We start from the raw sequence: 23,243 nt of genomic DNA, 5'->3' as shown, positions 1-23,243 counted from the left end.
GCAGGGAATGTCAGGGAGCTACTCTGACATTTTGGTCGCGGGCAGCGAGCTGGCGCGTGGCCGCGCTGCGAAAGGCAAGATCGATGGAAGGTCGCGCGGATTCGAGCGCGCTGGCGACGCAACGGTTGTGCGCGCGGGTTTCCGTCAAGTTGCGATAGTCGGGACGGCCGCCGCAGGCCGCCATGGCGGCATGCGCAATGCGCCGCTCGAGCGTCTGTCTTCCGGCCGCGACCGTGAGGTCGAGATCGGCGTGGCGCACCGTCACCGACTTGCCCGGGGTAGCCGCAGCGGGATGTGAAAGGAGCAGCACCGCGCCGAGCGCGGCCGTGCGGAACAGAGTGGAGAACATCACGGACCTCTTTGGGTTCAACGCGTTCGGGGGCTGAACGCAGGTCCGCAGCTAGCCGTGGGACGCAATGGGGACGACGCCGCATCGACTGGGGGCATGAGCCAGTCGATCAGGTTCGTTGGTGGCGATCAAACGCCGTTGATCATCGACAGGCGACATGCCCCGCAGCGGTCACCGCCCAAGAAAAAAGGGCGCCCCCGCAGGGACGCCCTTTCGATTCGACCGGCTCAAACGAGCCGGTAGGCCGAACCGGAATTAGCCAGCGACGTTGTCGGCAGCTGCTTCCAGGTTGTCGGCAGCGTTCTCGGCCGCGTCTTCGACGACTTCGTTGGTCGCGTTGTCGGCAACCATTTCCATGTTGTCGGCTTCGGCTTCCATGCCGGCAGCGACGTTCTCGGCGGTGTTGTTCGCAGCAGGCGTGTTGCAAGCAGCGAGCGACATCAGGCCGGTCGCGGCAGCGACGATGAGAATCTTCTTCATTCGTTTGCTCCCAAGCAAAGCTATTTCGGTTCGCCCCGGCCCGATTGCCGTGCGAGTTAGTCGGAATAGCGCCCGTTACGCGTCCGTCAATGGAAATTCATCTCTCAGCAAGGTTTGCGACCACCCGAAATGGTGCGGTGCATCACTTTACCGGGCCGATTTCCTCAGGCGCGTTGGCCACGACGGCGAGCATTGCGGTCCATGCCGCAACATTTTGGCGCAATTGTGCCGGATCGACCTTGTCGAGCGTGTCGTCGGGGGTGTGGTGGAGGTCGAAATAGCGGCTGCCGTCCTGTTGCAAGTCGATCCCAGCAACACCCGCCGCGATCAGCGCGGCGACATCCGCCCCGCCGCCGGCGCGGTCGCGCCCGCGGCTGATACCGAGCGGGGCCAATGCGGCGGCGACCCGGTCCCCGACCGCCTTGGCGCTGTCGGGCAGTCGGAAATCGACCCGCCAGACGCGATCGGCCCCGAAGTCCGATTCGGCGGCGAGCGCGTGGTTTTCGCTCTTGTGCGCGTCGAAATAGGCCTTTCCGCCGAACACGCCGACCTCTTCGGCGCCTGCCCACAGGATGCGGATCGTGCGACGCGGGGTGCCAGCGTCCATGATCCGCTTGGCGGCAGCAGCCACGATGCCACAGCCGGTGGCGTCGTCGAACGCACCGGTGCCAAGGTCCCAGCTGTCGAGGTGACAGGCGACCACGACCATGCCGGCGGCGGGATCGCTGCCGGGGACTTCGGCGATGACATTACCCGATTCGGTGGTGCCGATCTGGCGCGGGGTCAGGGTCAGCTTGACCTTTACCGGCTGACCGCGCTTCAGAATGCGCTCCAGCTGCTCCGCATCCGGAAGGGATAATGCAGCTGCGGGGATCGGCGCGACGCCCTCGGCAAAATTGGTGACGCCGGTATGCGGATTGCGGTGATAGTCAGTGCCGATCGAGCGAATCAGGATCGCCGCCGCGCCCTTGCGCGCCGCGACGGTCGGCCCGCTCCGCCGCGCGGCACCGAAGGCGCCATATTGCGATCCGTCCTGGGTGCGGGTCATGCCGTGACTGACAAAGACGATCTTGCCCTTGAGGCTGCCATCGGGCGCTGTGTTGAGCGCGGCGAGGTCGGGGAAATAGACGATCTCGGCTTCAAGCCCTTTTGCTCCGGTCGCGCCCGAATTGCCGAGCGCGGTCAGGTGCAGCGGCTGGGGGAAGGGGGCGAGCACTTCGAGCGTTTCGACGCCGCGCACCCAGGTCTTCATCTCGAACGGTTCGTTCCGGACATTCTTGAAGCCAAGGGCGGTCAGCTTTTTGAGCGCCCAGGCGCGCGCCCGTGCCTCCGCCTCGGTCCCGGCAAGGCGCGGGCCGACTTCGGTGGTCAGTCCTTCGGTAATCTCATAGGCCAGATCGTCCTTGAGCGCGGCGTCGCGCAGGGCGACCGGGTCCATTGCTTGCGCAGAGGCGGTGGCAGGAAGCGCAAACAGGGCGGTTGCGGCGGCGAGGCGGGTGAGGAGATGCGTCATGCCCCGCTCCTAGAATCCCAAATCGCATTCGTCATGGGCCGAAAACCCTTCAGATCGACAAAAACTGCGGTAGGTCAGGCTGATGGATGGCGAGTCAGACATGTTTGACCGAATCGTCGCATTCGTGCGCGCGATCGGCATTCCGGTCACGGAGGACCTGGTCGCAGCCGATTCGTTCCTGCCTGCTGTCGCGGTGGCTGGCGGTGGCGTGGTGGTGGACCGCGCACGCCTGCAATGGCCGGGTGACATCCTGCATGAGGCGGGGCATCTGGCGGTGCTGGAGGCTGACGCGCGAAGCGGTGCCGTGCCGGACGACCGCGCGCTCGAACTTGCGGCGATGGCGTGGTCCTATGCTGCGGCGGTGCAACTGGGCATCGACCCCGGTGTGGTGTTTCATGAGGGCGGCTATCACGGGCGCGGACCGATGCTTGGCCAGTCCTATGCGATGGGCCTCTATATCGGCCTGCCCGAGCTGGTTGCGGCGGGCATGGCGCATAGTGCGTTGTCCGCGCCGGAGGGGGCTCCGGCCTATCCCGCAATGGTCCGCTGGCTGCGCTGATTGCCTTGAGGGCGCGCCGTCGCTACATCGCGCGTCAAATCCCGACCCACCAGTTCGATCGAACGGAGACCACAAGTGGCCGCCCAATACGCATATGTCATGAAGGACATGACCAAGTCCTTCCCCGGCGCGCAAAAGCCGGTGCTGAGCAATATCAGCCTGCAATTCTATCAGGGCGCGAAGATCGGCATCGTCGGTCCGAACGGCGCGGGCAAGTCGACCCTGATCAAGATTATGGCCGGCATCGACAAGGATTTCAGCGGCGAGGCGTGGCCGGGTGAGAATATCACCGTCGGCTATCTGGAGCAGGAGCCGCAGCTCGATCCCAGCAAGTCGGTGCTGGAAAACGTCAAGGACGGCGCGCGCGAGACCGCCGATCTGGTCGAGCGGTTCAACGCGATCAGCGCGGAAATGGGCGATCCCAAGGACGACACCGATTTCGACGCGTTGATGGAGGAGATGGGCGATCTTCAGGCCAAGATCGACGCGGTGGATGGCTGGAGCCTCGACAACCAGCTCGAGATCGCGATGGAAGCGCTGCGCTGCCCGCCGGGCGACTGGGCGGTCGAGAACCTCTCGGGCGGTGAAAAGCGCCGCGTGGCGCTGACTCGGCTGCTGATCCAGAAGCCCTCGATCCTGCTGCTCGACGAACCGACCAACCATCTCGACGCCGAAAGCGTCAAGTGGCTGGAAAACCACCTCAAGGAATATGCCGGCGCGGTGCTGATGATCACCCACGACCGTTATTTCCTGGACAATGTGGTCGACTGGATCCTCGAGCTCGATCGTGGGAAGTATTTCCCGTACGAGGGCAATTACTCGACCTATCTGGAGAAGAAGGCCAAGCGCCTGGAGCAGGAGGACCGCGAGGCCACCGGCCGCCAGAAAGCGATCAAGGACGAGCTGGAGTGGATCCGCGCCGGCGTGAAGGGCCGCCAGACCAAGTCCAAGGCGCGTATCTCCAAGTTCGAGCAGCTGGTCGAAGCGCAGTCGCAGCGCACGCCGGGTAAGGCCCAGATCGTCATCCAGGTTCCCGAGCGGCTGGGCGGCAAGGTGATCGAACTCGACAATGTGTCAAAGGCCTATGGCGACAAGCTGTTGTTTGAGAACCTGTCCTTCACGCTGCCGGCGGGCGGCATCGTCGGGGTGATCGGGCCAAACGGCGCGGGCAAGTCGACGCTGTTCAAGCTGATCACCGGGCAGGAAACGCCCGACAGCGGCACGATCGAGATGGGGACCACGGTCCGCCTCGGCTATGTCGATCAGAGCCGCGACCACCTCAATCCGGCCAACAATGTCTGGGAGGAAATCTCCGACGGCCTCGATTACATGAAGGTCAACGGCCACGACCAGTCGACCCGCGCCTATGTCGGTGCGTTCAACTTCAAGGGCCAGGACCAGCAGAAGAATGTCGGCAAGCTGTCGGGCGGTGAGCGCAACCGCGTCAACATCGCCAAGATGCTGAAGCGCGGCGGCAACGTGCTGCTGCTCGACGAACCGACCAACGACCTCGACGTCGAAACGCTGGGTGCACTGGAAGAGGCGATCGAGAATTTCGCCGGCTGCGCCGTGGTCATCAGCCACGATCGCTTCTTCCTTGATCGTCTCGCGACGCATATCCTCGCGTTCGAAGGCAATTCGCACGTCGAATGGTTCGAGGGGAATTTTGAGGCGTATGAAGAGGACAAGCGGCGTCGTCTGGGCGATGCTGCGGATCGTCCGACGCGGTTGGCGTACAAGAAGCTGACGCGGTGAAACTGGCGGCGGCGGACTTGGGTCCGCCGCCGTTTCCTACCGATCAGAGCGAGTTGGTCTCAACCGTTAGGTCGGGCAGCGTCGCTGCCGTGATGATCTGGCCGAAAGTGATCGTGCGGCGCTCGGCATAGTGATCGCCCTGCGGCCCCCACATTTGGTGGATGGTTCGCGCCTCTACGTCAGCCACCCAATATTCGGGGACTCCGTAGCGGGCGTAGAGTCGCGCTTTGCGGCCAAGGTCGATGTCCAGCGTCGTGTCCGATACCTCGATCGCGATCCGCATGGCCGGACCGGGGAAAATCTTGGCGTCGCTAACCTCGCCAATTGCGATGTCGGGTTCGGGAAGCGAGTCGTCGGACAGCTCGGTCGATGGCGCGGTGTATAGGACGAACTCGGACTCGATCTCCTTCAGCGCGATGCCGAGCTCGATCGTCAATTGCGCATGGACGCGGGCGTGGCGGCGGTGGACGGAGTTCACGACCCAGATTTCCCCCTCGATCAACTCGGTGCGGGCATAGTCGGCGAATGCGCCCGATTCCGCGAGCAACAGAAAGTCCGCCACGCGGAGCCTGGCGCGGTGCGGGGTCGTGAGGACGTCCTGCGCGGTCATGGCGACATCCTATCATAGATGGGGTGGTCCTCAATCCCCGCCATTGACGCATTGCCCTCCGCCCGGAATGGTGGCGACGATGCAGACCCTGGCCGGGCTTCGCGATATCCGTGGTTTCGAGACGCTGTGGGCGGAGCTGACGTTCCGTGCGCCGCGCGTTGTGCGGCTGGATCAGAGCGAGCGGATGTTGATCGACACGCTCGGGCTGGGGCTGGAGCAGCTTATCCAGTATCTGGGGTGGGAGCGGGCCGAACTCGATGCGTTCGAGGATTGGGTGATCGCGACGGCAGGGCGGCCCGATCCGCTGACCGTTGCGCGCTACTACGCGACGCTGGACGGGGTACCGCTGCCTGAGGTGGTTCAGGCGCGGCTCGATGCGATCGACGCGATGCCGGACGTGCTGGATGCGGACGATCTGGCGCAGTGGGAGCGCGAGGGCTGGGTGACGCTGCGCGGCGCGATCTCGCGTGACGAGGCGGGGCAGGTGGAGGCGCTGTTGTGGCGGTTGCTGGATGCCGATCCGGCGCGGCCGGAGAGCTGGTACGGGCAGGACCTCAACGGCATCATGGTCCAGCATTTTCAGGATCCGGCGCTGGAGATCGCGCGCCGCGCGCCGCGGGTGCACAAGGCGTTCGCGCAGTTGTGGGGCACCAGCGACCTGTGGTGCATCGTCGACCGGATGAGCTTCAACCCGCCCGAAATCCCGGGTCGGCCGTTTCAGGGGCCGAAAATGCACTGGGACGTCAGCCTCGCCCCGCCGATTCCGTTTGCAACGCAGGGCATCCTCTACCTCACCGATACAGCGGCAAATCAGGGGGCGTTCGCGCTGTTGCCCGGCTTTCACCACCGGCTCGATGCGTGGCTGGCGGAGATCGGCGACACCGACCCGCGCATGGTCCATCTCGATCCGCAAGCGGTGCCGGTCGCGGCGGGGGCGGGGGATCTGGTGATCTGGCGCCACGACCTGCCGCACGGCGCCAGCCCGAACCGGTCGAACCGGCCGCGCATGGCGCAATATGTGAACTTCTACTCGCCCACGCTGACCGTCCACCGCGACTGGCGGTGAGGCTCAGTCGCCGGTGACACGCAGTGGCCCCAGGTCGCCCAGCCCCACCGTACCGCTCGCCATGGCCAGCATCCGGTCGAGGCTCTTCTTGGCCTTGAGCCGGATATCATCGGCAATCTCGATCCGCGGTTCGAGGTCGCGGAGCGCCACGTAGAGCTTCTCGAGCGTGTTGAGCGCCATGTACGGGCAGATGTTGCAGTTGCAGTTGCCGTCCGCACCCGGCGCGCCAATGAAGGTCTTGTCCGGCACCGCCTTTTCCATCTGGTGAATGATGTGCGGCTCGGTCGCGACGATCAGCGTGTCGCCGTCGAAGTCCTTGGCATATTGCAGGATGCCGCTGGTAGACCCGACATAATCGGCATGGTCGAGCACATGCGGTGGGCATTCAGGGTGCGCCGCGACGGGGGCGTTCGGGTGCTGTGCCTTGAGCTTGAGCAACTCGGTCTCGCTGAATGCCTCATGCACGATGCACACGCCCGGCCACAGCAGCATGTCGCGGCCCATCTTGCGGTTGATATAGCCGCCAAGATGCTTGTCGGGGCCGAAGATGATCTTCTGCTCCGGTGGGATCTGGCTCAGGATCTTCTCGGCGGACGAGCTGGTGACGATGATGTCGCTGAGCGCCTTCACCTCGACCGAGCAGTTGATGTAGGTCAGCGCGATGTGATCGGGATGCTGCGCGCGGAACGCGGCGAACTGGTCGGGCGGGCAGCTGTCCTCCAGGCTGCACCCGGCGTTCATGTCGGGCAGGATCACGGTCTTGTCGGGCGACAGGATCTTTGCCGTTTCGGCCATGAAGCGCACGCCGCAGAATGCGATGACTTCGGCATCGGTCTCCGCCGCCTTGCGGCTCAGCTCCAGGCTGTCGCCGACGAAATCGGCGAGGTCCTGGATCTCCGGCTTCTGGTAATAATGCGCGAGGATGACCGCGTTGCGCTCCTTGCGCAGGCGGTCGATCTCGGCGCGGATGTCGATGCCGGACAGGTCGGTGCGTGCGTTCATCATGATGCCCTCTGATTCGGGCCTCACATGGCCTTGTCCGGCACGCGGTTCAACCCATTGGCGGCATCGGCGGGAAGGCGTAGGGCGCAAGCGCACCGCCCGGCTGGCCGGTCGTCACGGCTTCGAACAGCGACAAGCCGACCGGGCTATAGGCGATGAGGTTCGACAGCGCGCGCATCGCGACAGCTGCGGCAACTGCCCACAGCCAGGCGGGATGAATCCGGCCATGCTTGCGCAGGTCCCACGTCATGCCAGCGAGCGGCCAAAGCATGACCAGCCCAAACTCAACGATCGCTGCATGCGGCATCACCAGCGGCATCGGAAAGAGGCGGCCAATGCCGGGCCCGGTGAGTACCGCCATCCCGGCAAAATGCAGCCTTTTGTGCCAGTCGGTGCGCCGTCGCATGATGATGGCGGCGGTCGACAGCCCGACAAAGGTCCAGACGGTAAGGGGCGCCATGACGAGGAAAAAGGCTGGCTCGTAGATTGGCGCGGCGCGACCGAGGCGGATCGCCTCGACCGCGACCAGCGGGCCGACGATCGCCATCACTGCCAACCAGACCGCGCCGATCCAGCCGAGGCGGCGATGCAGCGTCAGGCCGCCCCGTGTCGCGAGCACGGTTTGGAGGACATAGATGGTGACCCAGCCGAAAAATACGCCGGCATGGGCATGGACGACCAGCGGCGCACGGAAGCTGGAAATGCCCATGGCGATGAAGAAGATAAATCCGGCCGCGATAATCGCGGCCATGGCGAGCCCGCCCCACAGGAAGAACCCATCGTCCCGCGCTGAAATCAGACCCGCTCGTGCATGGGTAGCCATAGTGTCCGCCCCGATAAAGTTTCGGGTGCGACATAACATGCCTGCCGTCGCTTCATAACTATTTTGTCGCGCCCTCACGCTCCGCGCGTTCGCGCAGCACCTGATCGACTGGTTTGGACATGTCCCAGCGTTCGCCGTCGCGCAGCGCCCGCTCCGGCGGGAAGGTGACGACCACCCGCACCTCGCCCATTCCCGCTGCGGCGAGCGGCTGGGCGAGCAGGCGGGCGATGGCTGTGCGACCGAGTTCGCGCGCCTGCGCCATACGCTCGGGGCTCTTCGCCTCGCGCTCGGCCACCGCAGTCGCCCGGGCGGAGGTGCTCTTGCTCAGCGCCTCGGCGGCTTCGCGCGTGACGAACAGCCCCTTGGTTTCGACCAGGGTGCGGCGGCCTTCGTCGGTGTTGGCCGGGGCGGCGGTGACGTCGGGCGCGTCGACGATCAGCGTGCGCGTCTGGCCGTTCCATTGCAGATCATCCGCATTCAGCCGCGACACATCGACGAAATAGCTGACCGAATAGGGCATCTTCACGACCTGATCGCTGCGCAAGAGGCCAAGGGCGCGGGTGTCGGACGCGGTCGCCTGGACCGTGCCGGTCAGCTCGGCGACCTTGAGCGTTCCTGCACCATCGAGGCGCGCGGTGACGATCTGAGTCACCGGGTCACCGCCATCGGCGGGCAGGGTTTCGAGCCGCGTTTCGGCGAAGCGATCCCATGAGATCCACGCGGTTGCGGCGATGACCGCGAGCGCGGCGGTTGCCAGCAGGATGCGCAGCGGGCGGTCCGTCACGCTGTTCTTAGCCATTGGCCGTCCTCCTCCTTCGCCAGCCCGCGGTTCTGCAGGTCGATCAGATGCGCCAGCACCGAGCGACCGGCCGCTCCGGTGAGACGCGGGTCGAGACCGACATACATGCGTGTCACCATGTCGGGGATCGCGCCAACCTGCTGGTCGATCAGGCGCAGGATCTGGCCCTCCCGCTGCTTGCGATGGCCCATCATTCCGCGCGCCAGGCGGTGGGGGGTGGTCACTTCCGGCCCATGGGCGGGGTAGTAAACGCGGTCATCGCGGGTGAGCAGCCTGTCGAGGCTGGCCATATAGGCACCCATGTCGCCGTCGGGCGGTGCGACGACGCTGGTCGACCAGCCCATGATGTGGTCGCCGGTGAACAATGCGCCGCTCTCGCGCAGTGCGAAGCAGAGATGGTTGGACGTGTGGCCGGGGGTCGCGACCGCTTCGAGCGTCCAGCCCGTGCCGGACACGCGTTCCCCGTCCGCCAACACCCGGTCCGGGACGTAGTCGCGGTCGAAGGCTGCGTCGGAGCGCGGCCCGTCATCGTCGAGCGCGAGGGGAGCGCAGCCGATGATCGGCGCTCCGGTGGCGGCGGCGAGCGGACGGCTGGCTGGGCTGTGGTCCCGATGGGTGTGGGTGCAGAGGATCGCGCGGACCGGGCGACCGGCGATTGCGGCGACCAAGGCATCGAGATGCTCGGGCAGATCGGGGCCGGGGTCGATCACCGCGACGTCGCTGGTTCCGACCAGATAGGTCTGGGTGCCGGTGTAAGTGAAGGGGGAGGGATTGGCCGCGAGAACGCGTGCCACCAGCGGTTCGAGCTGTATCGCCACGCCAGTTGTCGCTTCGTCCATCGCCTTGAAATGGCGGTTCGTCGCGGCGCGCACAACCCCGGAAGGCGCACACGCGAACGGGCCGGCCGCGTGAAGGGGGTCGCGGCCGGCCCTGGTCGAGCCACTGCGCGGCGATGGGCTGCCGCGCGGTGGTCCGCTTTGCGATCAGTTCTTGTCGGCGGCCTCCAGCTCGCGCACCGCATCATCGATGCCCTTGAGCGCGGCGGCCTTTTGTTCGGCGCCCAGGTCGGTCTGTTCCTCGATCGAGCGCCGGGCCATCTTCAGGCCCATCATGGCGTGGCGCTTGCCCATGTCGGCGCTGGCGATGGCAAAGACTTGGGCGCGGCGCGCGAGCGCCTCGGCACCCTTGGCCTTGGCCGCGGCCGCATCGGCCCGCATTTCGATGCGGTCGGTGCAGAGCACGACGATCCGCTTGTCGCCGTCGCGCTTCTCGACCTTGACCGAGTCATCCTTCGATCCGCCGCACTTCATCGACTTGACGTCAACATCGATGTCCATGTCGCCGGTCCAGACGAACTCCTTGCCGTCGCCCTTCATGCGGATGACGCGGGTCTCGTGCTTGACGGTCTTGCCGTCCTTGTCCTTGCCGTCCTTGCGTTCGACCATGACGATGCGGTGGACGCGCGTTTCCTTGCTCGCTTCAGGAGCGTCGGGCGCGGAAGGCGCTTCGGGAGCCGTCGGTGCGGATGGTGCGGTCGGTGCAGCCGGGGCCTCGGGCGCGGCGGGCGGCGTCGGCACGTCGGCCTGAGCAATGGCGGCGCCGGCACCCGAGGCGGTGAGTGCAAGGCCGGCGAGGGTCAGCGCCGCGGCGCCAGCAATTCCGGTGGTGACACGGGCACGCGACTTGGGATTGTGTTTCGAGAGCATTTTGAGCCTCCCTTTTAGTTCGTTGACGGTGTGTAGGTGGCAAGCTGCCGAGACCGCACCCCCATGCGCGGACTTGACGATGGCGCGGCCATAGGCATGGCGCAGCGCCGGTGCGCGGCCTGAGAGCACTAGGGCGTCGCAGGCCAGTTCCTGGTCGGCGCGGAAGGCGCGGAACGCCCGCCAAGCGACCGGGTTGAACCAATGGAGCGCGAGCACGACCAGCGCGATCCAGTTGGCGATCAGGTCACCACGAAGATGGTGCCCGAGTTCATGGGCAAGCGCGAGGTTGCGCTCGACCGGGTCATAACGCTCCGCGAAATCCCGCGGAAACGCGACATATTTGCGCCAGATGCCGAAGGCGAGCGGGCCGGTTGCGGCGTCGGTTTCGATGACATGGACGCGCCCGTCGGCGACGGTGCGGCGAATTTCGGCCTTGCGCATCAGATTGGCGCAGAAGCGGCTGTGCGACACGATATGCCACAGCAGAAAACCGATCGCACCAGCGGCCCAGATTGCGCCGAGGACGAGCAGCAGGCTGGGGCCGCTCGACATGATCACGCTGGTCTCCGCTACCGTGGTCGTCGCGCTGCCGGCCATGTCGGCATGGGCCTGAAGCACCGCCTGGTCGATGATAGCCTGGGTGCTGGCGGGTGCGGCGGCGGGAGCTTCTGCCGACGCGGTCAGCCCGCCGAGCTGTTCGGTGAAGCTCCACGCGCCGGGCAAGGGCGGCATCAATAGTCGCAGCACGGGCAAGAGCCACAGCGCATAGGCGATGTTGGGGCCGAATTGTTCGCGGACGGGCTTTCTCAGCGCGAGGACCAGCAGCATCAGCAGCGTGGTGGCGATGCAGGTTTCGACCATCCAGGCGATCATTGTTTGATCTCCTTCAGCAGGGCTTCGATCTCGGCGATGTCCTGATCGGTCAGCGCGTCGCGCTCGGCGAGGTGCGCGACCAGCGGGGTGAGCTTGCCCCCGAACAGCCGGTCGATCAGGCGGCGCGATTCACCCTCGACATAGTCGCCGCGCTCGACCAGCGGGCGGTACTGATAGCGGCGGCCATCCTCATCGGCGGCGATGACATTCTTGGCGAGCAGGCGGCCAAGCAACGTCTTGACCGTATTGGCGCTCCAGCCGCGCGCCGGGGCGACGCGCTCGACCACATCCTGGGCGGCGAGCGGGGATTCGTCCCACAGCACCTCCATCACCGCATGTTCGGCTTCGCTGATTCGCTCGGTCATTGCGTCCCTCTTTGACTACGGGTGTAATCGCTTCGATCACATCTGTAGTCAATGGGCTGAACGCGCGATGAATGATGTTCAGGCTGCGTGGGGTGGACGCAGGTGTCGGAAAAGCTGACAGCTTTGCGTAGCGGCGGATTTGGTTAACCAGCGTCACGCGCGGAAATGCGTGGGTCGCGCGATCTGGCACGCGCGGTGCAACACTTCACGCATATGTGTTCACCGTCAGGTGCGACGCTTCAGGGGCGGGTGGCTTTCGAGCCATCCGCCCTTTCCCGTTGTAGCGATATCGAGTGCATTGGCCGGCGGTGCACGCCGAAGCAGCGGGCCGCACGCTGGCGGCCCGCGCAATCAGGATCGCCGCAGATCAGGCCGCGGCGACGCCTTTGTCGTCGAGCAGCTGGGCAAGTTCGCCGCTCTCATACATTTCCATCATGATGTCCGACCCGCCGACAAACTCACCCTTCACATAGAGCTGAGGGATGGTCGGCCAGTCTGAAAACGCCTTGATGCCCTGACGGACCTCCTGATCCTGCAGTACGTCGACACTTCCGAATTCGACGCCGAGATGGTTGAGGATCGACACGGCGCGGTTGGAGAAGCCGCACTGCGGGAACAGCGGCGTTCCCTTCATGAACAGCAGCACGTCGTTCGAATCGACAAGGGTCTGGATGCGGGCGTTGGTATCGTCGGTCATGGTCATTCACTCCCTGCCGGCACGGCGGTGGTCAGCTGGAGCGCGTGCAGCACGCCGCCCATCCGACCGCCAAGCGCGGCATATACGGCCTGGTGTTGCCGCACGCGCGGCATTCCCCGGAAACTCTCACTGGTCACGCGCGCGGCATAATGATCGCCGTCCCCGGCCAGGTCGGTGATCTCGACCGCCGCGTCGGGGATGCCGGCGCGGATCAGCGCCTCGATCTCGCTCGCCGCCATTGGCATGATTACTGCGCTTCCATCAGCTGGCGGCGGGCCTCGACCGTCATTGCCTCGACTGCCGCGCGCACAGCCGCGTCGTCAACCTCGATCCCGGCGGCTGTCAGATCGCCGAGCAGCTTGCGGATGACGTCCTCATCGCCCGATTCCTCGAAATCGGCCTGGACCACGGCCTTGGCATAGGCGTCAGTCTCTTCCGGGGTCAGCGCCATCTTCGCCGCCGCCCATTGGCCGAGCAGGCGGTTGCGGCGCGCGGTCACGCGGAACGCCATTTCCTCGTCCCGGGCATATTTGGCTTCGAACGCGCGCTCGCGGTCGTCGAAGGTGGTCATGTCGCTTACCCCTAAAAGTGTTTCTCCATGGAAATAGGGGCGGCCCGCGCGCATGGCAACGGGCGCGAGGGCGCTGACCGACATTGCCCCCACCGGCCGGGGGCGATAGGCGGCGGTGCAGGATTGAGGAGTCAGCATGTCCGTCTTTCAGCTCGATGGGTTCGATCTCGACGCGTTCGTGTCCGCCACACTGGCTGAGGATGTGGGTTCCGGTGACTTAACCGCGAACGCGGTCATCCCGCCCGATGCGGTATTCGACGGGGTGATGGACAGCCGCGACGCGGTGGTCGTGGCCGGGCTTCCGATCGCTGCTGCGTTTTTCCGCGCGCTCGATCCGGCGGTGGAAATCGAGATTCTCGTGGCCGAGGGTGACGCGGCTGCGGCGGGAAGCGACCTGATGCGGCTGCGCGGCAATGCGCGCGCGTTGCTGACCGCCGAGCGCTCCGCGCTCAATACGGTCCAGCATCTCTCCGGGATTGCGACGATGACGCGCGCCTATGTCGACGCGATGGCGGGGTGTGGCGCGACATTGCTGGACACGCGCAAAACCATCCCGGGTCTGCGCCGGCTGGAAAAATATGCGACCCGAATGGGCGGGGCGCAGAACCATCGCATGGGCCTGTGGGATGCGGCGATGATCAAGGACAATCATGTCGCTGTCGCCGGATCGGTTGAGGAGGCGGTGGCGCGTGCGGTGCGCGCGGGGATCGGCGCGATCATCGTCGAGGTCGACCGGATCGAGCAGATCGAACCCGCGCTGGGGGCGGGGGCGACGCACCTGTTGCTCGACAATATGGGGCCGACGCTGCTGCGCGAGGCGGTCGCGCTGGTCGCCGGCCGCGTGCCGACCGAGGCGTCAGGCGGGGTCCGCATGGACACGATCGCCGCGATTGCCGCAACCGGGGTCACCTATGTCAGCGTCGGGCGCCTGACCCAATCGGCACCGGCGGTCGATATCGGGCTGGACTTCGCGCCCGCCTGACGCTTAGCATTTAGGATACTCAGGGGGAGGCAATAGCATGCGACCGCAGTCGATCATTCGGTTCGAACAGGCCTATCTGGCGTCGATCGCCGTGTGGGGCATCAATACGGCGCTTGGCTGGGGGACGCAGATCGCCGCCGTCGAAACGTCATTTGCGCAAATGCCAGAGATGATCCCGGCGATGCGCGGGCTGTTGATCGGCCTTACCCTGTTTGCGTTGTTCGTGTCGTTGCTGCTCTGGTATTTCACTGCGCGCAAGGCGAGCGAGGTCGCAAAGTGGATCATCGTCGCCTTTTTCGGACTTTCGGCGGTGGGACTGCCCTTTACCCTCGCGGGGTTTGAGCGGACGGGCATTTTGCCAGTCGTGCTGAACGTGGTGACCTTTGCGCTCAACGCGGTCGCGGTTTGGATGCTGTTCCGGTCCGACGCCTCTGCGTGGTTCCGCGCGAGCGACGGAAGCGTGCCGCCGCCCCCGCCGGTCGCCTGACCAAATCGGGGCTAGCGGTCGATCGTCGCGGTCGCCGGGTGGTGCTTGTCGAGATGCCGCTTGATGATGCGCAAGTTGCGCGAATTTGAGCGGTAGAAAAAGTCGGCGACGTCACCCACGCCCGGGATCAGGCCGAGCAGCCAGTCAAAGCCGACATTGCCGGCCATGCGCAGCATCGCGCCGCGCGACATGCCGATATTTCGCGCCTCCCAGATCATGTAGAGGCCCATCGCCGCTGCGATCACATCGCCGCCGACCGGGATCAGGCCGATCAGCGCATCAAGGCCGACGGTTTGGCGCGTGCCGGGAATGGTGAAGCTGCGCTCCAGCAGCTTTTCCATCGCGATGACGCGCTGGCGCACCGAATGAGGGTCGCGACCGACCGGAAAGCCGGGGATGCGTTGCATGCGGGTCGCCTTGGCCACGTCGGTCCTCCCTTATCGTTCGCGCAGATGGGTCAGCGGGTGCCAGGCGCGGGGGTTTGTCTGAAACGCCCTGAGCCTGAGCGCCGCCACCGACCAGCGCAGCGGTTGTGCGATCGGGATATAGCGATGCGCGGCCGTAAGCGCGAGGTCCGCTTCTGCGATGCGCCGTGCACGGTCGGCAAGGGTTGGCGCATCGCGTGCCGCGTCGATCACCGCAGCCAGATCGTCGGGGCACTGGCGGCAGGCGGTGGCAAGATACCAGCGACCACTGTCATAGGGCGCGACCGCGTCGATCAGCCGCAGATCGGCGTCCGCGCGTTCCTCCACCCAGGCTGGCTGGAGGCCGATCGCGCGCAGATCGCGCACGAGGCCATACCAGAGCAGCTTCGTCCCGAGGCTGCGCGGCATTGCGATGCGAATGACCGGCGATGCGTCGGGATTGGCGGCGCGCCACGCGGCAACCCGATTGCGCGCAAGGATGCGCCGCGCGTCCAGCGATTGCGCAAGCCATGCCGGAGCGGCGGGCGCTGCAGCCGAGTCGAGTTGAGCGGGCAGCAGCGTTTCAACCGGTGTCCATTCAGGGCGGAAACGCGCAGTGAGCGCCGCGCGGTCGATTGCCATGGCCAGCGCCGCGCGATTGGCCGGATCGGCGGTGAAGCCTTCTTCCGATACGATCGCCAGCCCGAACAGTCCGGCAGCGGGGTCGACGCGCAGATTGGCTGGCGCGACCCCCGCATGGTCGAGCAGGGGCCAGTCGTGAAAGCTGCCTCCGAGGATCAGGTCAGACTCGCGCGCTGCGAACCGCGCCAGCGCGATCGCCGCGCGTTCGCCGATGAGGCGCACATTGTCTGCAGCTTCGGGCGCGGCGGCATTTTCGATGACCGCATAAGGATCTGGCACAGGGCGGAGCAGCGGACTGCCGCCGCCTTCGGCGTCAGCACGGAGCGGCCCCGTTCCCGCGATGCGGGGGCGGCGCAGAATGGCAAATTCGGGCTGGGCGAACAGCTTGAGCAGGTCCGGGCGGGGATGGTCCAGCCTTACCTCGATCACTTGCGGGGTCATTTCGACGATTTCGTCGATGACGGCGACGAACGGCGCATAGGGTGAGCGTGCGCTGGGCGCGATGGCTGCGCGCAGGCTCGCGACGACGTCGGCGGCGGTCACTTTGGTTCCGTCGGGCCATTCGGCATTGCGGATACGGAAGATGTAGCTGCGCCCTTCGTCGCTGACGATCCAGCGTTCCGCAACGCCGGGCTCGATGCCGCCATTGGCGTCGAACCGTACCAGCCCCTGCGCGGTGGCGCCGAGCAGGACGGCGTCAGGAAAGTCGAGCGGGCCGCGCGCGGGATCGCGTAACGTCGCCTGGCCGCCAATGGCGCTTACGATGACCGGCACGTCATCGGGACGGCGCTCCTGACAGCCGCCAGCGATCAGCGCGAGCGCGACGGCGAAGGGCAGGGCAGGGGAGCGCATGCCCCAGCTTTATGGAGGCAGGGCGGGGAAGCCAACCCCGCCCCGCTCCGGAGTTAGTTCTTTTCCTTGTCGACCAGCTTGTTCGCACCGATCCACGGCATCATCGCGCGCAGCTCGCTGCCGACCTGCTCGATCGGATGTGCGGCGGCGGCCTTGCGGCTGGCCTTCAGTTCGGGCTGGCCGGCGCGGTTGTCGAGCACGAAGTCCTTGACGAAGCGGCCCGACTGGATGTCGGCGAGGACGCGCTTCATTTCGGCCTTGGTCTCGTCGGTGATGATGCGCGGGCCGGTCTTGATGTCACCATATTCGGCGGTGTTCGAGATCGAATAGCGCATGTTGGCGATGCCGCCTTCATAGAGCAGGTCGACGATCAGCTTGGTCTCGTGCAGGCACTCGAAATAGGCCATTTCGGGAGCATAGCCCGCCTCGACCAGCGTTTCGAACCCGGCCTGGATCAAATGGGTGATGCCGCCGCACAGCACGGCCTGCTCACCGAACAAGTCGGTTTCGCACTCTTCCTTGAAGTTGGTTTCGATGATGCCCGACCGGCCACCGCCGACGCCCGAGGCATAAGCGAGCGCGACGTCATGTGCGTTGCCGGTCGCGTCCTGATGGATCGCGATCAGGCAGGGGACGCCGCCGCCGCGGACATATTCGCTGCGCACGGTGTGGCCGGGGCCCTTGGGCGCGATCATGATCACGTCGATGTCTGCCGGCGGCTCGATCAGGCCGAAATGGACGTTAAGGCCGTGGGCGAAGGCGAGCGCGGCGCCCGGCTTCATGTTGCCGGCGATGTCGTCGGCCCAGATCGCGGCCTGATGCTCGTCGGGGGCGAGAATCATCAAGATGTCCGCCCATGCGGCCGCTTCCTTGGTCGACATGACCTTGAAGCCTGCGCCTTCGGCCTTCTTGGCGGTCGCCGAACCGGCGCGCAGCGCAACGGCGACTTCGGCCACGCCGCTGTCACGCAGGTTCTGGGCATGGGCGTGGCCCTGCGAACCATAGCCGACAATGGCGATCTTCTTGCCCGTGATCAGGTTCAGGTCGGCGTCACGATCGTAATAGACACGCATGTTCTAGGTTTCCCCTTGTCATTCCCGCGCAGGCGGGAATCCATTCTCGCCAACGCCAGTGATAATGGATCCCCGCCTGCGCGGGGATGACGAAATTCTTTTGAGGCCTAAGCCGCCTCACGCCCCCGCGCGATGGCGACGATGCCTGTGCGGGCGACTTCGATCAGGCCGACTTCGCCCATCAGTTCGATGAACTTGTCGATCTTTTCGGTGCTGCCCGTCACTTCGAACACGAAGCTGGAGGTCGTCGCATCGACGACCCGCGCGCGATAGACATCGGCGAGGCGCAGCGCCTCGATCCGGTGATCGCCCGTGCCCGCGACCTTCACCAGTGCCAGCTCACGCTCGACATGATCGCCCTCAGCCGTGAGGTCGCGCACCTTGTGCACCGGCACGAGGCGATCGAGCTGCGACACGATCTGCTCCAGCACGTGCGGGCTGGCGCTGGTGACGATGGTGATGCGGCTGACCGACTTGTCGTCGGTAATCTCGCTCACCGTCAGGCTCTCGATATTGTAGCCGCGCGCGGTGAACAGGCCGGCGATCCGGGCGAGGATGCCCGGTTCGTTGTCGACGATCACGGCGAGCGTGTGCCGCTCGGCCTTTTCTTCCTTGATGTGCATGAGCTTAAACCAGCGCCTTGGCTTCGTCGTCCATTTCGCCGGATACTTCGGCGGCCTGGAGGAGCATGTCGGTATGGGCGGCACCCGACGGGATCATCGGGAAGCAGTTGGCGAGCTTTGCCACGCGGCAATCGACGATCACTGGCCCGTCATAGGCCAGCATGTCCTGAATGCCGCGTTCCAGATCGCTGCGATGCTCGATCAAAATGCCCTTCCAGCCATAGGCTTCGGCGAGCTTCACGAAATCGGGCAGCGAGTCGCTGTAGCTTTCCGAATAGCGGCTGGAATAGGTCAGTTCCTGCCACTGGCGGACCATCCCCATATATTCGTTGTTGAGGATGAATATCTTGACTGGCAGGCGGTACTGGGTCGCGGTTGCCAGCTCCTGGATGTTCATCTGGATCGACGCTTCGCCGGCGATGTCGATCACCAGCGCATTGGGGTTGCCCAGCTGCGCGCCGATCGCGGCAGGCAGGCCATAGCCCATCGTGCCGAGACCGCCGCTGGTCAGCCACTTGTTCGGGCTTTCGAAGTGGAAGTGCTGCGCCGCCCACATCTGGTGCTGGCCAACCTCGGTCGTGATGATCGGGGCCTGATCGCGCGTTGCCTCCCACAAGGCGCGGACGGCGCGTTGCGGCATGATCGTGTTGGCGTCGATGCCGGCGCCTTCCTCCGGGAAGTCGAGGCATTTGACCGCGCGCCATCCTTCGATGCGGCGCCACCATTCGGAGAGATCGGGCTTGGGGTGTTGGCGCGCCTTCCAGATGCGAACCATGTCTTCCAGCGCGTGGCCGACATCGGCGACGATGGGCAGGTCGACCCGCACCGTCTTGTTCATCGACGAACGGTCGATGTCGATATGGATCTTCTTTGAGTGGGGCGCGAAGGCGTCGAGCCGTCCGGTCACGCGATCATCGAAGCGCGCACCGACGGCGATGATCAGGTCGGCCTGGTTCATCGCATAATTGGCTTCATAGGTGCCGTGCATGCCGAGCATGCCGAGCCACTGGTCGGACGAAGCGGGAAAGGCACCCAGACCCATCAGCGTCGACGTCACCGGCGCGCCGGTGATCTTCGCCAGCTCGCGCAGCAGCTGTGACGCGCCGGGGCCGGAGTTGATGACGCCGCCGCCGGTATAGAAGATCGGTCGCTCCGCCGCCGCCAGCATCTCGACCGCCGCCTCGATCAGCGCCTTGTCGGCCTTGACCTGCGGACGATAGGTCTTGTGCTGGATCGGGCCGGGCTTGCTGTAGCGCGCGGTCGCGATCTGGACGTCCTTGGGGATGTCGATCACGACCGGGCCGGGGCGGCCGGAGGTTGCGATATGGAACGCCTCATGCACCACCGCGCCGAGCTGCGCGGGGTCCTTCACCAGATAATTATGCTTGGTGCAGTGGCGGGTGATGCCGACGGTGTCCGCTTCCTGGAACGCGTCGCTGCCGATCAGGTGCGTCGGAACCTGGCCGGTGATGACGACCATCGGGATCGAATCCATCAGTGCATCGGTGATGCCGGTGACCGCATTGGTCGCGCCGGGGCCGGAGGTGACGAGCACGACGCCGGGCTTGCCGGTCGAGCGGGCATAGCCCTCCGCCGCGTGCGTCGCCGCCTGTTCATGGCGGACGAGGATGTGGCGGATCTTCTTTTGCTTGAAGATCGCATCGTAAATCGGGAGCACCGCGCCGCCCGGATAGCCGAACACGACCTCCACACCGAGGTCGACCAGCGCCTCGATCAGGATATCGGCTCCGCTTTTCTCGGCCACGTCAGGTCTCCTTGTTTGCCGCAGTGCAATGCGATGGGGGAAGCGCGCTGCTATGCGTATGAATGATGCGTGTCAAGAATTGTTTTTATACGATTCGTGCGAAATGTGGCATTCGATTGATAATATCTGTCGCATCAGTGCGCGGCCAATCGGGCGGCGGCTGGTGACGCAGCCAGGTATATTGCCGTTTGGCATATTGCCGGGTCGCCGCTTGTGCGCGCTCAAGCGCCTCGGCACGCCCGATTTCGCCGGCGAGCATCGCGGCGATCTCCGGCACACCGATCGCCTTGCGCACCGGGGCTTCGGGAGGGATATCGTCGCGGGAGAGCAGGGCGGCGACCTCGTCGATCGCGCCTGCGTCGAACATCCCGGCAAGGCGGCGGTCGCAACGCTCGGTGAGCCAGCTACGGTCGGGTAGGAGGATCAGCGGGGCGAGGTCGATCTGATCCCCGATGCCGCCGACCTTGGCCCGCTGCCACCCGGCAAGCGTGCGGCCGGTGGCGGTGACCACCTCGAGCGCGCGGGCGACGCGGGTGGTGTCGGCGGGGGCGAGCCGTGCGGCGGCTTCGGGGTCGCGTTTGCCCAGCAGCGCGTGGGCTTCGGCAACCGGTAGCGCGCGTACCTCGGCGCGGATTGCGGGGTCGATGCCGGGGACCGGGGCGATCCCGTCGAGCAGGGTGCGGATATACATGCCGGTCCCGCCGACGAGGATCGGCAGGCTGCCACGCTCCTGCGCCGCTGCGATCTCCGCCTTGGCTTCTGCGGCCCAGCGCGCGGCGGAATAATCGTCGGTGCCGGTGACGTGGCCGAACAGGCGGTGCGCGGCCTGTGCCTCTTCCTCCGCCGAGGGCCGCGCGCTGAGCACGCGCAGTTCGGCATAGACCTGGGCCGAATCCGCGTTGATCACCGTCCCGCCGGTCGCCTGTGCCAGTGCGATTGCCAAAGCGGACTTGCCGCTGGCGGTCGGTCCTGCAATGAGCGCGACCCTTGGCCTGGAGGAGTGCGGCATGTTCATCGCGACGCTGATAGCAGCGGATCGGCTCGACGCGGCGGATATTTCCTCCGCGCTGGACAAGCTGAGCGATGCCGGGTGCGCGCCGCGCGGCGTCGAGACGCTGGACGAGGACAAGGCGAGCGACCTGTTCTTCGATGCCGACCCCGATGCGGCGCGGGCGGCGCTGGAGGGGGCGTTCGACCGGGTCGATGTGGTCGTTCAGCCTGCGGAAGGTCGCGAGAAGGCGCTGATCGTCGCCGATATGGACTCCACCATGATCACGGTCGAGTGCATCGATGAACTGGCTGACTATGCCGGGATCAAGGCGCAGATCGCCGAAGTGACCGAAGCTGCGATGCGCGGCGAGCTGGATTTTGCCGAGGCGCTGGATGCGCGGGTGGCGCTGCTCAAGGGGCTGGGCGCCGACGCGATCGACCGCTGCCTTGCCGAGCGGGTGCGGCTGATGCCGGGCGCGCGGACTTTGGTGCAGACGATGAAGGCGCGCGGCGCGACGGCGATCCTGGTGTCGGGCGGCTTCACGCGCTTTGCCGAGCCGGTGGGCGCGCAGATCGGCTTCGACCGCGTGATCGCCAATGAGCTCCTGATCGCGGGCGATGCGCTGATCGGCGCGGTGACCAAGCCGATCGTCGATTCATCGACCAAGGAAACAACCCTGCTCGGTGCGATGGCGGAGCTGGGGCTGGACGCCTCGGCGACGATGGCGGTTGGCGATGGTGCGAATGACCTGGCGATGATCCGCAAGGCGGGGCTGGGCGTCGCCTATCACGCCAAGCCGATCGTTGCGGCGGCGGCGGGCGCGCGGATCGACCATGGCGACCTGACCGCGTTGCTCTACGCGCAGGGGATTGCGCGGCGCGAGTGGGTGGAGTGACCTATTCCTATCCTGAGCTTGTCTCAGGGGAGGGGGACCGCCGTGAAGCGGTGGTGGAGGGGCTACCGCGCAGACGGCCGAACACAGCTTGGCAAAATTCCGCCCTCTGCGGGGCGGCCCCTCCGTCAGCGCTGCGCGCTGCCACCTCCCCTGCTGCGCGGGGGAGGAATGAGATCTACTCCCGCACCGGTACGCAGGGGCTTAGCCCGCGGCACGCCGCGCCCGCTTCGGCGCTGGAGGCGAAGGGCCCGACCAGCACCTTGGTCAGGCGGCCCGATTTCACATAGCTGACCTTGCGGCCCGGGAAGCGGCCGCTGACTTGCGACCACAGCTTTTGCGCATTGCCCGGTTCGCCGAACGCGCCGAGCTGCAGCTTCCAGCCGCCGTCGCGGATTGCGGCGGTTGCGGTGGGCGCGGGGGCTGGCGTCGCCGGCTTGGGCGTCGGTTTCGGTGCCGGGCGGACGATCGGCGGGGTGGGGCGGACTTCGGCGCTCTGGGTCGGGGCCGGGATCGGGTCGCGGGGTTGATATGCCGTAGATGGCGGGAGCTGCGTCCGGCCGATCGCTGCGGGCGGCTGGGTGCCGCGTGGCGATTGCGCGGCGGCGATGCTCGGACGACCGGCGTCGCGTTCATAAACGCGCGCAAGTTCCAGCCCCTTTTGCCGGTCGGCCAAAGAGATATAGCCGTCCATCTGCGCCTGCGACGTCGATGCCTGCGGCAGACCCTGCGCTGCGGCGCGGACGATCAGGGCATAGGCGCGGACCCAGTCCTTGGTCACGGCATCGCCGTTGAACAACATCGTGCCCAGCACATATTGCGCGCGCGGCGCACCGCGGGCGGCGGCCTTTTCAAGCCATTCGGCAGCCTGGAGCCGCTTGCCATTTTCGAACAGCGCGAGCCCGTAATTTTCCTCGGCCTGCGGGTGTCCCTGCAGCGCGGCCTTGCGATACCATTCCTCGGCCTGAGCGAGATCGGCGGGGACGCCGCGGCCAAATTTGTACGCCTGGCCCATGTTGAATTGGGCATCGGCATCGCCCGCGACCGCCGGACCGCGCCATTGTGCGACCGCCGCGCGATAATCGCCGCGCTGCCATGCCTCGACCCCGGTCTTCACATCCGCCTGTGCATATGCCGGCGCGCCGACCAGCATCGCGCCGACCGCCGCCGCCGCCCAGATCATGTGCTTCATTCCGTCAGTTCCCCGATCCCGCCACGCTTGGATAATGCCAGTTAACCATGGCATGGCCAAGATATGCTTGCGCTTTGGTTAAGCCCGGCATGGGACAATTCCCCGCATCACTACCGTATTAACCCCTTCTTAGCTTCCCGGTGGCATCCCCAAATCTGGGTAACCGGGATTT

At 65.8% G+C, this 23,243-nt stretch carries 26 protein-coding genes; 6 read left to right on the top strand and 20 right to left on the bottom strand.

Annotated features, from left to right (window positions below; all coding sequences use genetic code 11):
- Positions 1 to 10 precede the first annotated feature (10 nt).
- The 3 genes from ACRYLO_RS07305 to ACRYLO_RS07295 all read right to left on the bottom strand — a co-directional run bounded on the left by ACRYLO_RS07305 (position 11) and on the right by ACRYLO_RS07295 (position 2,342).
- On the bottom strand, positions 11 to 349 hold the full coding sequence (locus ACRYLO_RS07305; RefSeq protein WP_482659550.1) for a UrcA family protein: 339 nt from the start codon (positions 347 to 349) through the stop codon (positions 11 to 13).
- Between the two features lie 255 nt (positions 350 to 604).
- Positions 605 to 829, bottom strand: a complete 225-nt coding sequence (locus ACRYLO_RS07300; RefSeq protein ID WP_482659549.1) for a hypothetical protein — start codon at positions 827 to 829, stop codon at positions 605 to 607.
- Between the two features lie 142 nt (positions 830 to 971).
- Positions 972 to 2,342, bottom strand: a complete 1,371-nt coding sequence (locus ACRYLO_RS07295; protein WP_482659548.1) for a M28 family peptidase — start codon at positions 2,340 to 2,342, stop codon at positions 972 to 974.
- Between the two features lie 100 nt (positions 2,343 to 2,442).
- Here ACRYLO_RS07295 and ACRYLO_RS07290 point away from each other — a divergent pair, with 100 nt between their 5' ends.
- Positions 2,443 to 2,901 carry a hypothetical protein gene (locus ACRYLO_RS07290; RefSeq protein WP_482659547.1) on the top strand — a complete coding sequence of 153 codons (459 nt, stop codon included), beginning with the start codon at positions 2,443 to 2,445 and terminating at the stop codon, positions 2,899 to 2,901.
- A gap of 75 nt (positions 2,902 to 2,976) precedes the next feature.
- A complete protein-coding gene (gene ettA / locus ACRYLO_RS07285) occupies positions 2,977 to 4,656 on the top strand; it encodes an energy-dependent translational throttle protein EttA (protein ID WP_482659546.1) in 1,680 nt (559 codons plus the stop codon).
- A gap of 43 nt (positions 4,657 to 4,699) precedes the next feature.
- On the opposite strand, the gene ACRYLO_RS07280 is transcribed toward ettA, so the two are convergent.
- Complete coding sequence (locus ACRYLO_RS07280; RefSeq protein WP_482659545.1) at positions 4,700 to 5,266, bottom strand: Uma2 family endonuclease; 567 nt, start codon at positions 5,264 to 5,266, stop codon at positions 4,700 to 4,702.
- Between the two features lie 79 nt (positions 5,267 to 5,345).
- Here ACRYLO_RS07280 and ACRYLO_RS07275 point away from each other — a divergent pair, with 79 nt between their 5' ends.
- Entirely contained in the window at positions 5,346 to 6,332 is a 987-nt protein-coding gene (locus ACRYLO_RS07275) for a phytanoyl-CoA dioxygenase family protein (protein ID WP_482659544.1), read from the top strand.
- Between the two features lie 3 nt (positions 6,333 to 6,335).
- Here the strand turns inward: ACRYLO_RS07275 and nadA are convergent, their stop codons facing one another.
- The 9 genes from nadA to ACRYLO_RS07230 form a co-directional block, all read right to left on the bottom strand.
- Positions 6,336 to 7,334: a quinolinate synthase NadA gene (gene nadA / locus ACRYLO_RS07270; RefSeq protein WP_482659543.1), complete on the bottom strand. Its 999-nt coding sequence runs from the start codon at positions 7,332 to 7,334 to the stop codon at positions 6,336 to 6,338.
- 49 nt (positions 7,335 to 7,383) lie between these two features.
- The gene (locus tag ACRYLO_RS07265; protein WP_482659542.1) at positions 7,384 to 8,157 is read right to left on the bottom strand and encodes a hypothetical protein; all 774 of its coding nucleotides are present in this window, start codon (positions 8,155 to 8,157) and stop codon (positions 7,384 to 7,386) included.
- Between the two features lie 58 nt (positions 8,158 to 8,215).
- Positions 8,216 to 8,956, bottom strand: a complete 741-nt coding sequence (locus tag ACRYLO_RS07260; RefSeq protein ID WP_482659541.1) for a DUF4230 domain-containing protein — start codon at positions 8,954 to 8,956, stop codon at positions 8,216 to 8,218.
- Positions 8,938 to 9,795 (bottom strand): MBL fold metallo-hydrolase, encoded by an 858-nt coding sequence (locus ACRYLO_RS07255; RefSeq protein WP_482659540.1) that lies wholly within the window; start codon positions 9,793 to 9,795, stop codon positions 8,938 to 8,940. Before ACRYLO_RS07255 ends, ACRYLO_RS07260 begins: the two co-directional genes overlap by 19 nt.
- Positions 9,796 to 9,939: 144 nt before the next feature.
- Positions 9,940 to 11,535 carry a M56 family metallopeptidase gene (locus tag ACRYLO_RS07250; RefSeq protein ID WP_482659539.1) on the bottom strand — a complete coding sequence of 532 codons (1,596 nt, stop codon included), beginning with the start codon at positions 11,533 to 11,535 and terminating at the stop codon, positions 9,940 to 9,942.
- Entirely contained in the window at positions 11,532 to 11,900 is a 369-nt protein-coding gene (locus tag ACRYLO_RS07245) for a BlaI/MecI/CopY family transcriptional regulator (RefSeq protein WP_482659538.1), read from the bottom strand. The genes ACRYLO_RS07250 and ACRYLO_RS07245 overlap by 4 nt, the downstream gene beginning before the upstream one ends.
- 367 nt (positions 11,901 to 12,267) lie before the next feature.
- Positions 12,268 to 12,597 carry a Grx4 family monothiol glutaredoxin gene (gene grxD / locus ACRYLO_RS07240; RefSeq protein WP_482659537.1) on the bottom strand — a complete coding sequence of 110 codons (330 nt, stop codon included), beginning with the start codon at positions 12,595 to 12,597 and terminating at the stop codon, positions 12,268 to 12,270.
- A 2-nt stretch (positions 12,598 to 12,599) separates the two neighbouring features.
- Positions 12,600 to 12,842 carry a BolA/IbaG family iron-sulfur metabolism protein gene (locus ACRYLO_RS07235; RefSeq protein WP_066661979.1) on the bottom strand — a complete coding sequence of 81 codons (243 nt, stop codon included), beginning with the start codon at positions 12,840 to 12,842 and terminating at the stop codon, positions 12,600 to 12,602.
- Positions 12,843 to 12,844: 2 nt separating this feature from the next.
- The gene (locus tag ACRYLO_RS07230; protein WP_482659536.1) at positions 12,845 to 13,168 is read right to left on the bottom strand and encodes a DUF1476 domain-containing protein; all 324 of its coding nucleotides are present in this window, start codon (positions 13,166 to 13,168) and stop codon (positions 12,845 to 12,847) included.
- Between the two features lie 136 nt (positions 13,169 to 13,304).
- Between ACRYLO_RS07230 and nadC the strand changes: the two genes are divergently transcribed.
- Together nadC and ACRYLO_RS07220 are read left to right on the top strand one after the other, a co-directional pair.
- Positions 13,305 to 14,150, top strand: a complete 846-nt coding sequence (nadC, locus tag ACRYLO_RS07225; RefSeq protein ID WP_482659535.1) for a carboxylating nicotinate-nucleotide diphosphorylase — start codon at positions 13,305 to 13,307, stop codon at positions 14,148 to 14,150.
- Between the two features lie 37 nt (positions 14,151 to 14,187).
- The gene (locus ACRYLO_RS07220; protein ID WP_294017885.1) at positions 14,188 to 14,637 is read left to right on the top strand and encodes a hypothetical protein; all 450 of its coding nucleotides are present in this window, start codon (positions 14,188 to 14,190) and stop codon (positions 14,635 to 14,637) included.
- A gap of 11 nt (positions 14,638 to 14,648) precedes the next feature.
- On the opposite strand, the gene ACRYLO_RS07215 is transcribed toward ACRYLO_RS07220, so the two are convergent.
- From ACRYLO_RS07215 to miaA, 6 genes are all read right to left on the bottom strand, one after another.
- Positions 14,649 to 15,044, bottom strand: a complete 396-nt coding sequence (locus ACRYLO_RS07215; protein WP_482661696.1) for a DUF4112 domain-containing protein — start codon at positions 15,042 to 15,044, stop codon at positions 14,649 to 14,651.
- 30 nt (positions 15,045 to 15,074) lie between these two features.
- The gene (locus tag ACRYLO_RS07210) at positions 15,075 to 16,535 is read right to left on the bottom strand and encodes an ABC transporter substrate-binding protein (protein WP_482659534.1); all 1,461 of its coding nucleotides are present in this window, start codon (positions 16,533 to 16,535) and stop codon (positions 15,075 to 15,077) included.
- Positions 16,536 to 16,588: 53 nt separating this feature from the next.
- The gene (ilvC, locus tag ACRYLO_RS07205; protein ID WP_482659533.1) at positions 16,589 to 17,608 is read right to left on the bottom strand and encodes a ketol-acid reductoisomerase; all 1,020 of its coding nucleotides are present in this window, start codon (positions 17,606 to 17,608) and stop codon (positions 16,589 to 16,591) included.
- A gap of 107 nt (positions 17,609 to 17,715) precedes the next feature.
- Positions 17,716 to 18,231: an acetolactate synthase small subunit gene (gene ilvN / locus ACRYLO_RS07200; protein WP_482659532.1), complete on the bottom strand. Its 516-nt coding sequence runs from the start codon at positions 18,229 to 18,231 to the stop codon at positions 17,716 to 17,718.
- A 4-nt stretch (positions 18,232 to 18,235) separates the two neighbouring features.
- Complete coding sequence (locus ACRYLO_RS07195) at positions 18,236 to 19,996, bottom strand: acetolactate synthase 3 large subunit (RefSeq protein WP_482659531.1); 1,761 nt, start codon at positions 19,994 to 19,996, stop codon at positions 18,236 to 18,238.
- Between the two features lie 85 nt (positions 19,997 to 20,081).
- Positions 20,082 to 21,011: a tRNA (adenosine(37)-N6)-dimethylallyltransferase MiaA gene (gene miaA / locus ACRYLO_RS07190; RefSeq protein ID WP_482659530.1), complete on the bottom strand. Its 930-nt coding sequence runs from the start codon at positions 21,009 to 21,011 to the stop codon at positions 20,082 to 20,084.
- Here miaA and serB point away from each other — a divergent pair.
- The gene (gene serB, locus ACRYLO_RS07185) at positions 21,004 to 21,882 is read left to right on the top strand and encodes a phosphoserine phosphatase SerB (protein ID WP_482661695.1); all 879 of its coding nucleotides are present in this window, start codon (positions 21,004 to 21,006) and stop codon (positions 21,880 to 21,882) included. The two genes, miaA and serB, sit on opposite strands and share 8 nt — an antisense overlap.
- Before the next feature lie 175 nt (positions 21,883 to 22,057).
- Here serB and ACRYLO_RS07180 read toward each other — a convergent pair whose 3' ends face one another.
- Positions 22,058 to 23,071: an SPOR domain-containing protein gene (locus ACRYLO_RS07180; protein ID WP_482659529.1), complete on the bottom strand. Its 1,014-nt coding sequence runs from the start codon at positions 23,069 to 23,071 to the stop codon at positions 22,058 to 22,060.
- Positions 23,072 to 23,243 lie beyond the last annotated feature (172 nt).

This window comes from Sphingomonas sp. SDUR79 (genome assembly GCF_056821745.1).
The sequence above is the reverse complement of the archived record's forward strand: the minus strand, read 5'-3'. Positions and strand labels throughout refer to the sequence as shown.

What these genes read in the sequence shown, in the direction of transcription:
- ACRYLO_RS07180 (WP_482659529.1), bottom strand. Translation starts at nt 23,071, where the DNA reads ATGAAGCACATGATCTGGGCGGCGGCGGCGGTCGGCGCGATGCTGGTC.
- ACRYLO_RS07290 (WP_482659547.1), top strand. Translation starts at nt 2,443, where the DNA reads ATGTTTGACCGAATCGTCGCATTCGTGCGCGCGATCGGCATTCCGGTC.
- ACRYLO_RS07230 (WP_482659536.1), bottom strand. Translation starts at nt 13,168, where the DNA reads ATGACCACCTTCGACGACCGCGAGCGCGCGTTCGAAGCCAAATATGCC.
- ACRYLO_RS07265 (WP_482659542.1), bottom strand. Translation starts at nt 8,157, where the DNA reads ATGGCTACCCATGCACGAGCGGGTCTGATTTCAGCGCGGGACGATGGG.
- nadA (WP_482659543.1), bottom strand. Translation starts at nt 7,334, where the DNA reads ATGAACGCACGCACCGACCTGTCCGGCATCGACATCCGCGCCGAGATC.
- ACRYLO_RS07280 (WP_482659545.1), bottom strand. Translation starts at nt 5,266, where the DNA reads ATGACCGCGCAGGACGTCCTCACGACCCCGCACCGCGCCAGGCTCCGC.
- ACRYLO_RS07215 (WP_482661696.1), bottom strand. Translation starts at nt 15,044, where the DNA reads ATGCAACGCATCCCCGGCTTTCCGGTCGGTCGCGACCCTCATTCGGTG.
- nadC (WP_482659535.1), top strand. Translation starts at nt 13,305, where the DNA reads ATGTCCGTCTTTCAGCTCGATGGGTTCGATCTCGACGCGTTCGTGTCC.
- ACRYLO_RS07305 (WP_482659550.1), bottom strand. Translation starts at nt 349, where the DNA reads ATGTTCTCCACTCTGTTCCGCACGGCCGCGCTCGGCGCGGTGCTGCTC.
- ilvC (WP_482659533.1), bottom strand. Translation starts at nt 17,608, where the DNA reads ATGCGTGTCTATTACGATCGTGACGCCGACCTGAACCTGATCACGGGC.
- ACRYLO_RS07220 (WP_294017885.1), top strand. Translation starts at nt 14,188, where the DNA reads ATGCGACCGCAGTCGATCATTCGGTTCGAACAGGCCTATCTGGCGTCG.
- ACRYLO_RS07235 (WP_066661979.1), bottom strand. Translation starts at nt 12,842, where the DNA reads ATGCCAATGGCGGCGAGCGAGATCGAGGCGCTGATCCGCGCCGGCATC.
- ACRYLO_RS07300 (WP_482659549.1), bottom strand. Translation starts at nt 829, where the DNA reads ATGAAGAAGATTCTCATCGTCGCTGCCGCGACCGGCCTGATGTCGCTC.
- grxD (WP_482659537.1), bottom strand. Translation starts at nt 12,597, where the DNA reads ATGACCGACGATACCAACGCCCGCATCCAGACCCTTGTCGATTCGAAC.
- ACRYLO_RS07295 (WP_482659548.1), bottom strand. Translation starts at nt 2,342, where the DNA reads ATGACGCATCTCCTCACCCGCCTCGCCGCCGCAACCGCCCTGTTTGCG.
- miaA (WP_482659530.1), bottom strand. Translation starts at nt 21,011, where the DNA reads ATGAACATGCCGCACTCCTCCAGGCCAAGGGTCGCGCTCATTGCAGGA.
- ACRYLO_RS07260 (WP_482659541.1), bottom strand. Translation starts at nt 8,956, where the DNA reads ATGGCTAAGAACAGCGTGACGGACCGCCCGCTGCGCATCCTGCTGGCA.
- ACRYLO_RS07245 (WP_482659538.1), bottom strand. Translation starts at nt 11,900, where the DNA reads ATGACCGAGCGAATCAGCGAAGCCGAACATGCGGTGATGGAGGTGCTG.
- ACRYLO_RS07255 (WP_482659540.1), bottom strand. Translation starts at nt 9,795, where the DNA reads ATGGACGAAGCGACAACTGGCGTGGCGATACAGCTCGAACCGCTGGTG.
- serB (WP_482661695.1), top strand. Translation starts at nt 21,004, where the DNA reads ATGTTCATCGCGACGCTGATAGCAGCGGATCGGCTCGACGCGGCGGAT.
- ACRYLO_RS07250 (WP_482659539.1), bottom strand. Translation starts at nt 11,535, where the DNA reads ATGATCGCCTGGATGGTCGAAACCTGCATCGCCACCACGCTGCTGATG.
- ACRYLO_RS07275 (WP_482659544.1), top strand. Translation starts at nt 5,346, where the DNA reads ATGCAGACCCTGGCCGGGCTTCGCGATATCCGTGGTTTCGAGACGCTG.
- ilvN (WP_482659532.1), bottom strand. Translation starts at nt 18,231, where the DNA reads ATGCACATCAAGGAAGAAAAGGCCGAGCGGCACACGCTCGCCGTGATC.
- ACRYLO_RS07210 (WP_482659534.1), bottom strand. Translation starts at nt 16,535, where the DNA reads ATGCGCTCCCCTGCCCTGCCCTTCGCCGTCGCGCTCGCGCTGATCGCT.